The sequence below is a fragment of the Niabella sp. CPT15-335-S11 genome (genome assembly GCF_058792415.1).
Genome location: NZ_JBYTEI010000001.1, coordinates 88,601 through 104,827, shown reverse-complemented (window position 1 = coordinate 104,827; position 16,227 = coordinate 88,601). Strand labels below are relative to the sequence as shown.

13 protein-coding genes are annotated in these 16,227 nt (G+C 43.1%); 11 read left to right on the top strand and 2 right to left on the bottom strand.

What is annotated here, in order from left to right:
• Positions 1 to 5: 5 nt before the first annotated feature.
• Both AC3WS5_RS00430 and AC3WS5_RS00425 read right to left on the bottom strand, forming a co-directional pair.
• Positions 6 to 3,140, bottom strand: coding sequence for a SusC/RagA family TonB-linked outer membrane protein (locus AC3WS5_RS00430; RefSeq protein WP_492465211.1), 3,135 nt, complete (start codon positions 3,138 to 3,140; stop codon positions 6 to 8).
• Positions 3,141 to 3,218: 78 nt separating this feature from the next.
• Positions 3,219 to 3,827 carry a TlpA family protein disulfide reductase gene (locus tag AC3WS5_RS00425; RefSeq protein WP_492465210.1) on the bottom strand — a complete coding sequence of 203 codons (609 nt, stop codon included), beginning with the start codon at positions 3,825 to 3,827 and terminating at the stop codon, positions 3,219 to 3,221.
• A 562-nt stretch (positions 3,828 to 4,389) separates the two neighbouring features.
• Between AC3WS5_RS00425 and AC3WS5_RS00420 the strand changes: the two genes are divergently transcribed.
• The 11 genes from AC3WS5_RS00420 (at position 4,390) to AC3WS5_RS00370 (ending at position 16,215) form a co-directional block, all read left to right on the top strand.
• Positions 4,390 to 4,920 (top strand): helix-turn-helix domain-containing protein, encoded by a 531-nt coding sequence (locus AC3WS5_RS00420; protein ID WP_492465209.1) that lies wholly within the window; start codon positions 4,390 to 4,392, stop codon positions 4,918 to 4,920.
• Between the two features lie 289 nt (positions 4,921 to 5,209).
• Positions 5,210 to 5,440 carry an RES family NAD+ phosphorylase gene (locus tag AC3WS5_RS00415; protein ID WP_492465208.1) on the top strand — a complete coding sequence of 77 codons (231 nt, stop codon included), beginning with the start codon at positions 5,210 to 5,212 and terminating at the stop codon, positions 5,438 to 5,440.
• Between the two features lie 238 nt (positions 5,441 to 5,678).
• Positions 5,679 to 6,458, top strand: a complete 780-nt coding sequence (locus AC3WS5_RS00410) for a type IV toxin-antitoxin system AbiEi family antitoxin (protein WP_492465207.1) — start codon at positions 5,679 to 5,681, stop codon at positions 6,456 to 6,458.
• Complete coding sequence (locus tag AC3WS5_RS00405) at positions 6,442 to 7,347, top strand: nucleotidyl transferase AbiEii/AbiGii toxin family protein (RefSeq protein ID WP_492465206.1); 906 nt, start codon at positions 6,442 to 6,444, stop codon at positions 7,345 to 7,347. The genes AC3WS5_RS00410 and AC3WS5_RS00405 overlap by 17 nt, the downstream gene beginning before the upstream one ends.
• Positions 7,348 to 7,373: 26 nt before the next feature.
• Positions 7,374 to 7,733 carry a bleomycin resistance protein gene (locus tag AC3WS5_RS00400; protein ID WP_492465205.1) on the top strand — a complete coding sequence of 120 codons (360 nt, stop codon included), beginning with the start codon at positions 7,374 to 7,376 and terminating at the stop codon, positions 7,731 to 7,733.
• Positions 7,734 to 7,767: 34 nt separating this feature from the next.
• Positions 7,768 to 8,130, top strand: coding sequence for an RES family NAD+ phosphorylase (locus tag AC3WS5_RS00395; protein WP_492465204.1), 363 nt, complete (start codon positions 7,768 to 7,770; stop codon positions 8,128 to 8,130).
• 279 nt (positions 8,131 to 8,409) lie between these two features.
• On the top strand, positions 8,410 to 9,000 hold the full coding sequence (locus AC3WS5_RS00390; protein WP_492465203.1) for an RNA polymerase sigma factor: 591 nt from the start codon (positions 8,410 to 8,412) through the stop codon (positions 8,998 to 9,000).
• Between the two features lie 192 nt (positions 9,001 to 9,192).
• Complete coding sequence (locus AC3WS5_RS00385; protein WP_492465202.1) at positions 9,193 to 10,191, top strand: FecR family protein; 999 nt, start codon at positions 9,193 to 9,195, stop codon at positions 10,189 to 10,191.
• Between the two features lie 47 nt (positions 10,192 to 10,238).
• A complete protein-coding gene (locus AC3WS5_RS00380) occupies positions 10,239 to 13,736 on the top strand; it encodes a TonB-dependent receptor domain-containing protein (RefSeq protein WP_492465201.1) in 3,498 nt (1,165 codons plus the stop codon).
• A gap of 47 nt (positions 13,737 to 13,783) precedes the next feature.
• Positions 13,784 to 15,286 (top strand): hypothetical protein, encoded by a 1,503-nt coding sequence (locus AC3WS5_RS00375; protein ID WP_492465200.1) that lies wholly within the window; start codon positions 13,784 to 13,786, stop codon positions 15,284 to 15,286.
• Positions 15,287 to 15,297: 11 nt separating this feature from the next.
• Positions 15,298 to 16,215: a hypothetical protein gene (locus AC3WS5_RS00370; protein ID WP_492465199.1), complete on the top strand. Its 918-nt coding sequence runs from the start codon at positions 15,298 to 15,300 to the stop codon at positions 16,213 to 16,215.
• Positions 16,216 to 16,227: the final 12 nt, after the last annotated feature.

Below are 16,227 nucleotides of genomic sequence, written 5' to 3'. Positions count from 1 at the left end.
AAAATTTAGAAAGCAGTACGAATGCCGAATGTGAATGACTTTGAAGGAGGTACGACGTTTACATAGTCGGGGTCGAGACCTTCCTTATTTTTCCTCCAGAGCAACCCAAGATTGGCTGCATTCAAGTAAATCAAGACATCTCTAAAGGGTAGGAAGGCCGGGGTTCTTAGCTGCTTCGATAAATTGATATATTGCAGACGAACCTGGTCTGCCCGCAGAACGTTAATTTCCGAGCTGCTGTAGAATGCATCGCGCGAGTTATTCACCGGATATACAAAGCCAGGTACATCCGTTATTATTTCATCGCCGGGTTGTTGCCAACGTTTCGGATAATCAGACATGCCGATGAAATTTCCCCTTACGAGGTTATTGTAGAGTATTCCCTGTCGACGAAAATAGTAGCCCAGCTTATAACTCACGTTGAAATTGACAAGCCATCCCTTATATTCGAAATTTGGGATTATCGACCCAAAATACACAGGGGCTGCGCTTCCCTTGTACACAATATTTGTACTTTCAAAACCTCCCGAAGAGGCTTCCCGACTTATCGCATTGTAGTCTGTACTTGGCTGATCTTTTAGGTAACCCAACGGGTTACCCTGGTTGTTTAATCCGCCCCATTTGTATGCTGCCATTGAGTAAAGAGGCTTGCCAATTACAGGAGTAACTATTGTTCCGCTACCCAACATGGAGGTAAGCCGCAAGGCTGCGTCCCCGTAATAGGCTGTTGTTTTGTTATCTACATGATTAAATAAAAGTTGCGTGCTTGCCTTTATTGCCCGGTCTAACCATTTAATGTTCAGGAGGAAATCAATACCTCTTCCTTTCATGTCAGCTACATTTTTAACGACGGTGTTGGCCAGCCCCCAAGCGGTATAGTCAATGGGTGTGGGTGCGTACAGGTTGCTGCCTTTTTTGAAGTAGTAATCCAAGGATCCGAAGAGTAAACCGTCACTAGTTCGAAAATCGATACCCAGGTTAGTCTGACCTACCTGTTCCCATTTGAGCCCGGGGTTATTAATGGTATTGATCAAGCCTGCGGTTAGTCCAGTATTGGCATCAGTATAGTACTGAGCAAGTGGCAGAGCTGTCTTTGTCAGATCCACGTTACCACTGTAACCGTATGTGAGGCGTATTTTGAGGAATTCAAGGTATTGAAGTGAATAGAAATGCTCCTTTGAAATTTCCCAGCCTAAACCCGTCGACCAGAGCGGCTTCCATTTGTCGTTGAATGTAGCGCCCAACAAATTTGACCCATCTTTCCGGGCACTTGCAAAAAAGGAATACCGCTCTTTAAAACCATAGAAGAAATTAGAAAAAAATGATACGAACCGGTTGTTGGTTTTGACGAGTGATGGGTTCAATCCAATTTGTTGGTAAGCTCCGGTAATGAAATTTGGATAGTTGTTTTTAAGATCCAGGTTGGCATAGGTCACCGGATTATCCTTATAACCGTATTGTGTCCTCGATTCTCCGTCTCCTTTCACCTCCCTGGCTTCGGCCCCAACCATCATGGAAACCTTATGGACCAACCAGCGTTTATTGAAGTTAAGCTGACCTCTGAAGTTCCAGCTACTTAGCGTATTGTCTCCTACAGTTACGATTGCACCAGGAGGGATTATGTAATTTACTGTGCCCGCCTTCCGGTTTAGTTGACTGTAAGTGTTAATAGAGTTGCGGGTACTGAAGCTTTCCAACTCCGCAGTTTTTCTGGATCCTGTGCGTTGCAACTGGTATTGATACTGGAACTCGATGGAAAGGGGTTTGGCCAATTGATAATATAGGCCAAGGTTTCCGATAAGTTGATCCATGAGGGTCTTAGATCGGCTGTACTGATAATCTTCCAATGGATAATAATTCCAGTCAAGAAGTAGGCCGCCGCCCGCCGTATCGGTATAAGCCTTTCGCAGATTTTGAGCTGTCGGTAATGAATTACCCTGCTCATCCATTAGTGCGACATATGGCAGGCTTCGGGTACCTATCCGGGTTACAGCTGTATAGTCATACTTTCCGGAAACCGTATTACTTCGTGTAAGAGATGCTCCTAAATTGATGCGCATCTTTTTAAATGGCTCATACGTGTTATTAAAACGCAGGTTTAATCGATCACCTGTTGCATCCAATGCGCTTATATCGCGCTGTAGTGAAGCAGAAAGTAGCCATGACTGTACTGCTGTGCCCCCACTGGCATTGATGCTGTATTGCTGAGCAATCGGTTTTCGATAGATGTGGTTCATATATTGATCTCGGGTATCTGTGTTGATCAGAGCCATAATTTGCGCTGCAGAATCCGCTGCTGAAATACTGCCAGTCTTGCGGGCCAGGAATACTTCGACAGCCGGCGGAACAGGCATATATTTTGTACTGATGGCATAATTGAAATATCCCTTGTTGTACAGAAACTGTTCCACTCCAATATAATCAGCGTTGCTCATAAATTTAAGTGCATAGAGGTTGGGCTTATCAGTGACGGTCAGGTTGGTGTTGAATTCTAACCTGGGCTTTTGATTCAGTCTGCCCTTTTTGCTTGTTAATACAATTACGCCATTACCTGCCCGAGCGCCCCAAATACTGGCTGCTGCAGCATCTTTCAACACAGTAATGTTTTCTATATCATTTGGATCAATATTATTGATATCGCCTTCGTAAATGAAATTGTCCAGCACTATCAGGGGGTCCAATGGACCATTTATGGTGCCCATACCACGTATGTTGATGCCTGTCTTATTGGTAAAATTCCGGTTTGTAAATCCCTGGTTAAATGCGAGACCGCTTGTTACCCCGCTCAATCGTTTTAGTATATTAGTCCCCATTTGCTGGTTCAATAGTTTGTTGTCAATGACAGTCACTGCGCCGTTTACTTGATTTGGCTTGAGTAACTGGTAACCAGTGTTTATTGTTACTTCATCAAGTAGATTAGTTTTTGGCTGCATCCAAATTAAACTGGCTTTTTCCAGTTCTTTCGCTAATACTCGTTTTGTCTCATAGTGGATATGCGTAATGGTTAAAGAGTCCGCCTCCTTTGCGACAATTGTGAAAACACCTCCGGCTTGGCTTTGCGCGGTATGTCCGCCAGACGAACTTATTGTTGCGCCAATTATCTCTTTGCCGGTCGTTGAATCAGCGACACGGCCATGCATTATGCGTTCATTTTGGGCGCTAAGATGCATCGTGGATAGAAGTATAGTTATTAATAAGCTAATTTTCATATAGTAAATTCAATGGTTAGGTAATTGTTTTTCAACACTTTCTGATTTCCACTTTTCCAGGTGCGTATTCATTTCCTTAATTGCTGGCAACATACTCTTTATCGCATCTTCAGTAACCATATAATGCTCCGTTTGTGCCACTGCCTTGCCGCCGGGGAGAAACCATACGTAATGTGGATTGTAGCGAACACGAAAAGCTTTTGTTAACAACGTATCTTCCACGATAAGGGGGAGAGTAAAACTGATACCGTTTTTTTGCTCCCAATCTTTAATAAACATCCTGATTTTTTGTTCTGGTTCATAAGTAACCAACAGTAACTGTATCTCATTGCTAAACTTTTGCTGCAAGGCCAATTCTTTGGGGAATTGTGCAACGCAAGGCGTACAAGAGGGAAACCAAAACCCCATTATTACCATTTTATTTTTGAAATGTGCTAGTGAAATGGTATTTCTCTTATAGTTTATTACTTTTCCAAAAGGCATGTCCTGACTGATCCACTCTCCTATATAGACTGGGGACGGGGCTGTACGAAGGTCAACAGCATTTCCCTGACTGAGCGCTGTGTTCACAAGAAGGCATAGCACTGCCATTACGCCCAGCAGCGTTAATTTTTTCATACTTAAAGAATTGATTCGTTTTGTAATGTGATTTAGCTAAGAATGGGGCATAGGTATCCGATTAGGTTTAGAGGGTACGCCTTGCCCCTGGGTCTGCCGAAATAAAGGAGTATGTAAGTCGGCGGGACAGCTCCGTTACCCCGGCGCAGGTTCATTCCGGCAGACGAGGCTTGCAGGCATAAAGAACCCGGTATGCAATTGCATGGACAAGAATAAAATAATATGATGTTTTGGCACTCATCGTCAGGGCTTTGAGGAGTCTCTTGGCAAGAAAAAAATGAAACAGACTCCGTTTTGTTTTGTCTACAGTACCGTCAGAAGTCATAAACCAACAAACTGATAGGAACCCATTCCATATCTTAGATACAAAATGAGGATTAGTGTCCTACCATCTCGTGGTTCCGGTAAAACTGGCGGTTTTCGGAAAACGAGACTCTTCGAATAATATCCAGAATCAATCTGATTATAGCAATGTTATCAAGCTAATTCAAAGCGAATATAATGATTATTTTCTTTTCACAAAAGAAAATGCAATAATTTTTTTAAATGTTCCTTTTGTAAAGTGCTGGAGGAACATGAAAATATAAATATTGGATCACGGCTGCTCGCTTTGAGAGAGACTTCCAACTTGTCTCAAAGAGAACTCACCATGTTGTCATCAGTATCAGAACCGACAATCTCACGGATGGAAAATGGTGCAAAATCATTTGAATTTCAAAATCTGGAAAAAATTGCACGGGTTTTTGGTTATCAGATTGAAGGCCTCGTTAGCAAGAACTTCGAGGTACCAACGGAGTCGCAACTCAGGGACGCCATTAAAAAGCACATTAAAGTAAACAAACTCGACGTTGATTTTAAGATGCTTTTTAAAAAGAAACGAGGAACAGCTTATTATGTCGATAAAATCATGGAAACTGATTTCCTTAATAAACCCAAAGAAATGAAGGAGATCGTGGAATATTGTAAACATGAATATTCTGTCGTTTTGAAAGGCGATGATATTGGCAACATACTAAAGCGGAGGGAAGAAAAGCAACAGATAAAACGTAGGCCGATAAAGGGAACCAACAGATTTTATTATCAGAAAGTTTAGGATCCTTGCCAGTAAAAAAAATGTAGATTTATGCCCTCTGTCCAGATGTGTTCTCTCGTTCACCTGGTCAGCGATCTTTCGACTGACAGTAACTGACGAAATGTTTGACGGATTCCACATGTATCTCGCCGAAACAAACGGAAAGGTGAAAGCATCAGAATAAAGCTGTAGATTTGATATACACGATAAACAGCATGAGTAAGCCCGGAGCAACACTTGATCTACAAGAACATACAAGCAGGGGCCTGATAATAAGAACGGGAACTACGATGATCTCCTCATCCAGGAAGTGTCGATAGAAGACCTCCCCGATAACCGGAACGCCAAGCCGCCTATGCCTTTCACCCAGAGCGTAGGGGATGAGTTTGTTTATTATAACGAAGCTGCAGTTCTAAAAGTCCCCAGCAGTATTGTTCCTGATGAATTCAATTATCTAATCAACCCGCTTCATCGGGATATCAAATGCATCCGGGTTATTCACACCAGAAAAATAGAGTTTGATCAGCGGTTTAAGTTGTAGATAAATTGACGATTGATTCTGATCTATGTTGACCTGCCATGCCTTTTTATGTCGCTCCTTCTTTCCCTTTTTGGCGATCTTTCAAGAGATAGTCGCTGTTACCATATTTGGGTGGCTTATACAAATGCGTACTATGCTAGTTTAAAATTTGCTTAAATACGGTAGTTATACTACCTTTATTTAGGTAAAAATAAACTATCAAGTCAAGCTAGTTTAAAATAAGTGCCAAAAAGGAAGTATGACTACTGAAAATAAGACAAAAATAAACAAGCTTCTACACGAACAGCCACCAGGGGTTGTACTTCTGACCTCTTGGCTTGCAAAGCGGGGATACAGCAGCGACTTGCAGAAGCACTACCGAAAAACCAACTGGCTTCAATCTGTCGGTACGGGGGCCCAAATAAGAGCAGGTGATAAGGTTGGCTACGAGGGGGCAATATACGCCCTGCAAGGACAAGCTAAACTCACCATACATCCCGGAGGCAGGACTGCCCTTTCTCTATTGGGTAGAACCCACTATCTGGAATTAGCATCAAAGAGAGTCACTTTGTTTGGTACCGCAGGCGAGACACTCCCGACCTGGTTTAAAAAGCATGACTGGGGTGTGAAGATTGACTACTACGAAACCTCATTTCTTCCTCCAGATTTGGGTCTTTCAGAAATTGAGATAAGAAGTTTTTCGATAAAAGTTTCAGGCGCAGCCCGTGCGCTTCTGGAATGTTTATACTTGACCCCGTTAAAACAGGAGCTCACGGAGTGTTACGAGCTTATGGAGGGATTAAACAATCTTCCACCAAAACAAGTTCAAACATTGCTCGAAAACTGCCAGTCGGTGAAAGTAAAGCGTTTATTTCTTTACCTGGCCGAAAAAGCGGATCACAGTTGGTTAAAACAACTTGATTTGACAAAGGTAGATTTGGGGAAGGGCAAACGTAGCATCGTAAAAAATGGAGTATTTATTGATAAGTACGGGATAACAGTTCCGAAAGAATTGGAAGAACATGGAAAAAGTATATAAACAACAGGTTGCATTATTACTGAACGTGTTGCCTGAAGTGGCCAGGGAAGAATGTTTTGCACTTCACGGTGGTACGGCCATTAATCTTTTTATTCGTGATATGCCACGATTGTCAGTTGATATTGATCTAACTTATATCCCAATTGAGGACAGAGAGTCTTCGTTAAATAACATCGCCAGAGCGCTGGGAAGATTAAAAATACGGGTTGAAAAAATTATTCCAGGCGTTCGGATTGCATCGCGATTTGATGCAGGTAAGCTCCAAATTTCGGCAAACAGAGCTGATATAAAGCTCGAAGTCAATCTGGTTAATCGGGGGGTTTTATCAGACCCAATAGCACTGACGTTGTGCGGGAAGGCCCAAAAAGAATTTGAAGCCTTTTGCTCCATACCTGTAGTACCACTAGGTCAACTATTCGGTGGAAAAATAGTAGCAGCGCTTGATCGTCAACATCCCCGGGATTTGTTCGATGTAAAATATCTTTTAGAAAAGGAGGGTTTCACGAAACAGATAAAAGAAGGTTTTCTACTTTGTTTACTATGCAGTGACAGACCAATAAACGAATTAATTGCGCCGAACCGCCTTGATCAGCAATCTGCGCTTGCGAATCAATTCTCAGGTATGACGAATGAAAAGTTTAGCTATGAACAATACGAAAACATTCGAGAAAAGCTCATTTCAACCATTCATGAGCATTTAACGGATACGGATAAGCAGTTTCTGCTAAGTATTAAGAATCTAGCGCCCGATTGGGAGATCTATGATTTTCAGCGGTTCCCATCAATCAACTGGAAATTGCAGAACCTTCAAAAGCTAAAAGACAAGAACCCTGGCAAGCATAAAGAACAATATGAGTTGCTGAAAGAGAAACTGAATAGAATCAATTAGACTTTAACAAACAAAAACTAAAAAGTATGCTGACAGACATTAACCCAAAATTACCAATGCGGGACAAGAGCGCAACAAAAGACTTTTATGTGAATAAGTTGGGTTTCCGAAACTTTGGAAGTGCGGATTTTGACGGCTATCTAATGGTTGAAAAAGACAACATTCAAATTCACTTTTTTGAGTTCAAGGAACTTGACCCAAAAGAAAACTACGGACAAGTTTATATCCGAACAGACGACATAGACAATTTGTATCAATCATTATTGGACAACAAAGTAAACATTCACCCAAACGGAAAATTACAGACAAAACCTTGGGGGCAAAAAGAATTTGCATTGCTTGACCCTGACGGCAATTTATTGACTTTCGGACAGAGTGCTAGCTAATAACGACAAACAACGGCAGCACCCAAAAAGCTGTTTGGCAATATGTGCCGAAAGCAGGGCTCTGGCAACGTTGGAAATAGCTGTTCATTTAGATCTCAGTGAAGATTTACCACACGACTGCTATTACGTCGAAATAGAAATACCCGACGATCTCCTCATCCAGGAAGTGTCAATAGAAGACCTCCCCGATAACTGGAACGCCAAGCCGCCTATGCCTTCCACCCAGATCATGGGGGATGAGTTTGTCTATTACAATGAAGCTGCCGTTCTAAAAGTCCCCAGCAGTATTATTCCTGATGAATTCAATTATCTAATCAACCCGCTTCATCAGGACATCAAACGCATCCGGGTTATTCACACCAGAAAAATGGAATTTGACCAGCAATTTAAGTTGTAAGTTGATGAACGAATTAGCAAGTCGGGAGGTGCCGACAGCCCATACGAAAGAAAATAAAATTTAATTTAATGGCAACCAAAACGATAGACATTGATCTGTTTGCATGAAGTGAAAAGGAAAATGAAACGCAGATTTAATAATAAATTAATCCAATGGTTCTCTTGCGGTAATCAATTGTATTTCAAAGTGAGCCTGAATTAAATTCAGTAAATCCCGTTTGAATCCGCTGTTTATGTCATTGTAATACCATTATTTTTGCTCCAAATTTTTCATGGCTCTATGGTAAATGAGGAAACTAGTGATGCCGAATTGCTGGAGAATATACACTTATTTAGAGACCAACAATCCTTTACATTGTTGTTTCGCAGACACTACAATGCACTGTACCAACTTGTCATATCAAAAACAGGGGATGCCGCACTAGCCGAGGATATTGTGCAGGAAATCTTTGTACATTTTTGGGAAAATAGCCATAGGCTGGTTAATATCCTTTCTGTGAATGCTTACCTCAGCCGGATAGCCAGAAACAAAATATTTGACTTTTACAGGACATCGCAAAAGCATGATGACCTGTTGGCGAGGCTGGGTCATTTGCTCAAAAATGATGCAATAGAAGAATCAACCCCGGATTATTTGAAAGAGCGGGAGTTAAAGGAACAGGTTTTTGAGACCGCGGTGGAAGAACTTCCGGAAAGGATTCGGGAGATATATACATTGCGGGCTCGTACCGGTTATAGTTATGAAGAAATTGCCGAATTGCTGAACATCAAACCCCAATCTGCCCGCAACGCATATAGCAAGGCAGTTGCCATGTTATATGACGCAACGGGAAACCTGGCCCTTGCGTTATTGTTGTGCTATCTCAACTGATCCTGCTTAACAAGTAATAGCACCCTAAGCGTAAAATCATTTTGATCTCATTACCCGTTCCCGGGTGAAGACATGCCACGGAACAGTTCGCTCGTTTCCTGGTTGATAACAATTTGGTAATGCAAAATCAGGAGTACAAAACTTCCTTTTTGCCGACTTATCAGTAGAAACATTCTATTTAGTTTGGAACACATGCACAGCGATATCAATAAAGCAAAAGAATTACTCGACAAGTATCAACGGGGAAAGTGCACGGAAGCGGAAAAAGCAATCCTCCGAAACTGGTATGACCAAATAAACCTTTCCTCCGGAACCAGTAACCCGTTGCACAACGAAGCCTTGAGACAAAGGCTGGAAGCTGCCATACTTCATCGCATAAATTCCGGTTATGATGACCAAAAACTTCAGGTTAAAAAAGCGAAATCTAAACTGGTTCACCTTTTCCGGAACAAAGCCGCTGTTGCAGCCATTATTTTTCTGATAGTCGCTGGGGGTAGTTTTCTATTCTTATCTGATAGAATAAAGAAAACCACGCTTACACCCTTCGTATATACAGTTTATAATGATGCTTCGTCTCCAAAAAAAATAACCTTGCCCGATGGATCAACCGTTTGGCTGAATGCGCGTTCAACACTTAGATGGAAAAAGGAATTCGGTCAAAAATATCGTCAGGTTGCATTAGATGGCGAAGGCTTTTTTGAAGTAATGAAAGATGCAGCGCATCCTTTCCTGGTAACAGCAAAAACGGTTACTACCAGGGTGACCGGCACAGCATTTAATGTGGAGGCCTATTCCTGGGAAAACCAGGTAAGGGTAGCCCTGTTAAAAGGCAGCGTAGAACTTAGCAGCGAAACAAAAAATATCCGGCCAGGCGGACTTCAGCCCGGACAAACCGGCAGCCTTCGCACTGGTAGCAATTCCTTTGATATCAGACAGGAAGATGTGTCCGGCTATGCTTCCTGGACCGATGGCAGAACATATTTTAAGGAAACACCTCTGAAGATCGTACTGGAACGCATCTGTCGTCAACATGGCTATGTTTTACAGGGAAGTTTGTCCCCCGAGGATGAAGCCAGGCCGGTTACCATCCATTTTGAAAATGACCAAAGCGCGGAAGACATGCTCTCCGGCATCCTATACATCAATCATATTGACTTTACTATTCAGCAAAAAACAATCGTTCTAAAATAAAAAAAGAGGATTGCGTCAACAATCCTCCTAAAAGAAATCTCTTTTAAATGGAAAATAAAATTAGCAAATTGGATGTTATCATCCAAAAAGTAAAACTGCGTTCATTTATAAAGCCCGTGCTCCTGTGGCTATTGTTGGCTTGCCAGGCAAGCCTATTTGCTCAAAAAGAAACGAAAACAGTTAGCCTTTCCCTAAAAAATACCAATGCAGCAGCGATTCTGCAAGAGGTAAAAAAACAGTCCTCCGTTCAACTTATCTATTCACCCGAAGAATTACAAACCCTTAAGCTCAATGAATTTATCGTACACAAGGTTTCCGTGAAAGAAGCCCTGGATCAGCTTTGTAAAAAATTACCCCTCGAATTTGTAGCGCTAAAGTCCGGGTTTGCGGTGCGTAAAAGAACAACAGCGGATGAAATGGATCAGGTTCCCGTAAATAGGGCCGCACCCACCGGCAAAATTTCTCTCAAAGGCCGTGTCGTGGATTTTGAAACTTCCGAACCGCTTGTTGGAGCAACCGTTAATTTGCAGGGTGTAGGAAAAACAACCCTTACAGATGAAAAGGGCTACTATAGTTTTTCTAACCTGGGAAAGCAGGAGGTAGCCATTAGCGTTTCCTACGCAGGGTATGCCAATTTTCTGGAAAGCGTGAAGCTTCACGGAAACGAAACATTCGATGTAAAAATGCAAGCGGGAAATGGTCAAACCCTCACCGATGTATTGATTACTACCGCCGGGAAAAAAGTGCGTACGGTTACCCATACCACCGACAAACAGATTGTGACAAGCATTAAGAATATGGCCAGTGTGGTAAGCGGTATTTCCTCAGAACAGATCAGCAAGAGCGCCGACCGTAATGCTTCAGAGGCCGTTCGCAAAATTTCGGGGGTTTCTGTTAGGGATGATAAGTTCATCGTTATCCGCGGAATGAATGAGCGATATAACCTTACCTATCTTAATGGAAATATTGCACCTTCAACAGAGTTGTATAGCCGCGCATTCGCACTTGACCTGCTTCCCAGCCGGATCATCGACCGCATATTGGTGTATAAATCACCTGCGCCCGACCTGATGGCGGATATGACCGGCGGTGCGGTTAAGATCTTTACCAAAGACGCGGTGAATGTAAAACATTTTGATGTAGAGCTTCAGCTTGGGTATCGCTCCAATACAACTTTCAACGATAGGTTCCTGACCAATAAGGGTAGCGGAACCGATTTTCTTGGATTTGACAACGGCCTGCGTAAACTGCCTGCTGTTTTACCAGGCTATGGCGATTTCACCAGGGCGCAGATATCTCAGAAATCTTACGCGCAACATTTTAATCCAAACCTCAATTACGGTTATACCCATGGGTTGCCAACCATGCAGCTTACCGTTAACTATTACAATGGTATCAAAATAGGAGGGAGGACATTAAATACGCTGACCTCACTTAGCTATAAGAACGAAAGCCAGCAAATGGATGTAGAACGGACCAAAAGTCAGAATACGGATGGCGAACGTTTTCATTCCACATCCAGCGAAACGCAGGGAACTCAAACTGCACAGATCACATTACTGCAAAATTTTACCTACAGGTTAAGAAATAAAGGCTCCATCGCATTTAAGAATTACTTGCTTCAACAGGGACAAAACGGAACTGTACTCCGTACCACAAAAACCGGACAGCGGCTTCCTTATGGCAAAAATCAGGACTATGATTTTTCTAAACTGGGAAACCTTCCCTGGGAGGATGACGCGGTAGGCTACCGTCCGTACGAAAGAAATATTATCCTGAGTTATACCCAGCGGTTTCTGTACTCGGGCAACCTTACAGGTAGCCATCCATTACAACAAAACAAGGGGAACCTCGACTGGAACCTCGGCTATACCTACAGCCGCCAGCAAATACCAGACCAGCGCCTGATCCGCTTAAGTAAGAACCGCGGTAGAGAGATTGGGTATGCAAAGCTTCCCACCGATTCCAACCTGAATTGGGTAGCGGCCTTTCGCCATGTAATAGCGCCGGATGAAGAAACGGCTGACAACAGCGTTGAGAGAGGGATTGTTTCCCGTACCTGGACACAAAACAGCGAGAACCTTTATAATGCTTCGGCTGATTATACCTTTAAATGGAAACCCTGGGTTACCGTTAAAGCCGGCACGTACCAGCAATGGAAACAGCGGATACTTTTCAGAAGGGTGTACAGGTTGAATGAAGGTGACCTGAACAGTGTGGGCTATGCAGACAATGCCTATGCCGCAATTGGATCCACTTCTCCGAATATGGACATAAGCAAGGTGTTTTTCTTTCAGCAGGATCTTAATAGGGTATGGAGCACGGATTACCTGAAAGACGATGGTTCCGCGTTAAAAGTATTTGATGCTACCAGTGGAAGCGATGCCTATACCGCCACGGAGCAACTGAATACCGGGTATGCTGCTGTAAGTCTGCTTCCCTTTAAAGGCAAATTGGATATCTATGGCGGATTGCGGGTAGAATATGATCGCCAGCGAGTATCAAGCGCTGTACCTGCCAGCTATCAGGGGGGTGTAAATCGTCCGGTCCTGGCCGACAATAAATCCACTGATTATCTGCCTTCTGTAAACATCGGTTATCGACCATCAGAACAACTGGTATTTCGCTTTGCTTTTGGTAAAACGGTAAACCGTCCGGAGTTCAGGGAATTATCTCCTTACACAGAATTAGATTACCTCAACAACCAATATGTAAAAGGTAACTATCTGCTTAAGTCAGCCAGGGTGGATAATTACGATGCCCGAATAGAGCTCTATCCAAAAAACAATAACAAGGGAGAAACATTCAGCATTGGAGCGTTTTATAAGGAATTAAAATCTCCAATTGAAAGAACCATCGCCCAGTCGTTATACAGCAACAGTCCGATTGTCATTAGCTATGCCAATGCAGATAAAGCGATCGTAAGAGGGCTTGAGATAGACTTAAGAAAGAATCTTGGATTTATACCCGTTTCTTTTTTTCAGAAGCTTTCGGTTATTGGTAACGTTTCATTCATCAATAGTACTGTAAATAAAACCCTTGATACCTCCGTTTTGAAAAATCCGGATCCGAAAGTTAACCCGCATTACACCCGTCAACTCCAGGGACAGGCGCCTTATGTTGCCAACCTTGGACTTTTCTACGACAATGCGGGTTTGGGTACCCGTGTGGCCGTGACATGGAATGTTATCGGGCCACGCATCTATGCCGCCGCGAATGGAGTAACAGCCGCTGCAGTAGATACGGCAAAAAAATTGTTCTATCCCACGCCGGGTGATCTGGGAAGTACCATTGAACTGGAAAGGCAAACACTTGATCTGGCGGTTACGCAGCGTATCATTAAAAGCCTGCAATTGAAATTCAGTGTGCAAAACCTGCTCGATCAGCAGGTACGCATGGCGGAAGATGAAAATTTTAGCTATAAATATGAGAAGGCAGGATACAACAGCAATGAGGTCATCAACAAACGGTTTACCGGTGATCTGATCAATAACCAGTACCGTTACGGGAGACACTTCATCCTGTCCTTATTATACTCCTTCTAAATGGATCTGGTTCGAAAAACCCTCAAATTGAGAAAATCATATATAAAATGAAACTATTTAAATTAAAGCCATTTATTGCGGCCGGTTTGGGTCTGTTGTTACTGGCCGGTTGTTACAAAGCGGAAAACTTTCACGCGCAACTGAGTACGCTGCCGCAGGTAGACAATGGGTTAAAATATGCTTACGAAAACTCCTACACTGTTGGGGATACGATGACAATCACAGGCGTCTTCAATCCAAAGAATAACCTGCAGATAAAGATCGGGGACTACATTGCGCGTATAGTTGCCAGTGATACGTTTTCACAAAAGTACCACGACAGCTTCCAGGATACCTCTCTGTTGCGGATGGACAGAGTGAAAATCCTGATCAATGACTCTATGGGTTCCGGTAAGAATATTCCGGTGAGCATCACTTCAGGTGGGTTTACCACATTTGGACATGCAGTTACTATTTATTCCACCAAAGGAAAGGGCGGTGTTGATAAACCATTGAAAATAACGGATTATATAGCTGAGTTTGATTTCCAGAACCTGATGCTGAAGTGCCCGAATGGTAAAGGAGATCTATATTATATAGACGCCTCCACAGGAAATCTTGTACATATTAAAAAAGGTGGCGCAGTGGAAACCCTGCTCACGGCCAGCCAGATTACAGGTGGACAAACTTCCATTACCAGTTATATCGCGGGTACGGTAAATCCGCAGGGAACCAGGGCCTGGATCTCTGTACAAACCCCTTCCGGTTTCAGCATTATAGAAGCCAACCTGGCAAGCAAGGCAGCAACTATTCTTAACAGTACACCAAAAGATTCTATTGCAAAACAACCCTATACCGGACAAATTGACAGAGTAAACATTAAGTCCACCCTTATGTATGCAGATTCCGCGGGTAATGTGTACATGGCGGTTAAAGGCAATTCTTACAATGATGAGGGTATGGTGGCGCTGGCCAGGTATAACTCCAACGATAAAACGCTCAGCTATCAGTTCAGAGGCCAATATGTTCCTGCCGATATCCCGGGGACAATTGCTCCAGCACTGGGAAATATAGGCTACATACGCATTCAACCCGATGAGCAGGCGCTGTATGTTTTTCAGGGAAGTCAGATTTATGTATATGACCTGTTGCTGAGGTCACTGATCAAAAAAGTGCAGATCAGACAGGAGCAATATGGAGTACTCCCAAAGAATTATTATGGCGATCTGGAAAGCATCAAATTGCCGGTATATGATCTTGCAAGCGCGTCTGAGGTGTGCTTTGGGTGGTTGCCGATGAAGCATTACCGCCTTAGCTTTTTGCTGTATCAATACATCGGAGGCTCGGACTGGGGAAATTATAACGGCCAGGTAGGCGGACCCAAATGGATGCTTTTCGATTTTATGGAAAGCCGCAGTTATCAATACTCGCCTGATCGTGCGGATATTGCCAGTTATTCTTTTTCACGTGGCAGTATATTCAAAGACGAGCTGTTGAACAGCGATGAAGAAGGTAATCTTTATTCAACCGCAAACGGAAGAAGAAAAATTGTAAAAACCATTAACAAATAAGCTTAAGTGTTATGTACAGATGTATTTTGTTTAGAACTTTTTTATTCGCAGGCATTGCATTAGGCGTTTCCTGTAACAAGGATATTTCGTCTGACGTGCCGGCCGGCGGAGAACCAGCCAGAATAAATTTTAAAGCGGTGTCGGATGTGTTAAAGAATTATTCAATTGGCGGCATTGGCATATTTATGGACATAGAACCCTACAATACATTTACCGGAACAAGTTCTGCGATACCAAATTTTCAAACAGAGAATGGCAATAACAGAAATGAATTTCCATTGATCTATGGATCGCCTGGACTGTATTATATGCCTGCTTACGCCGGCAGTCATCGCTTAAGAATGGGATATATGGCGCCGGACAGTGCTTCCCGTTCGTATGGCGTGGTATTTACCGTTGGGTATATTGATACCACACTCAATATGCCAGCCGGTAGTGCCACACTTACCTATCTGATAGATGGTCCACTTGGTAAAGACAGCGCCGCACCGGTTTTTAAATTACTCACGATTGATGCGGAACGTTCCCTGCGGCTGGACAGTGGAAAGGTGCTGGTTAAAATTGTTCATCAAAGTCCGGGTACCGAACCCCTGCAGGTCGCCTACTCCAAAGCGGACGGCAGTTTTGCTTCCAATGGAATGCCACAGTCACTTTCCTATGCCTCGGTTTCAGATAAAATACTGCTGGATACCAAAGAAGCACGGGCAGGTTTGATTGCCCTTCGGTTTACAGGGGTAAGCTCAGGAAAGGAATATCTGCGTACAGCTATCCCCGCCAATAGCGGTCACTCTTATATTTTGTCTGTTACGGGATTTGGACAGACAAGGAATTTCAGTGTGCCAAGGAGTGTAGGCGCGGATAAAAAATTGGTTTACGGTAATGCCAGGGTAACGGCCGATTTAAGAGCCGAGATCAGGCAGATTTGGTAATTATAAAAAACG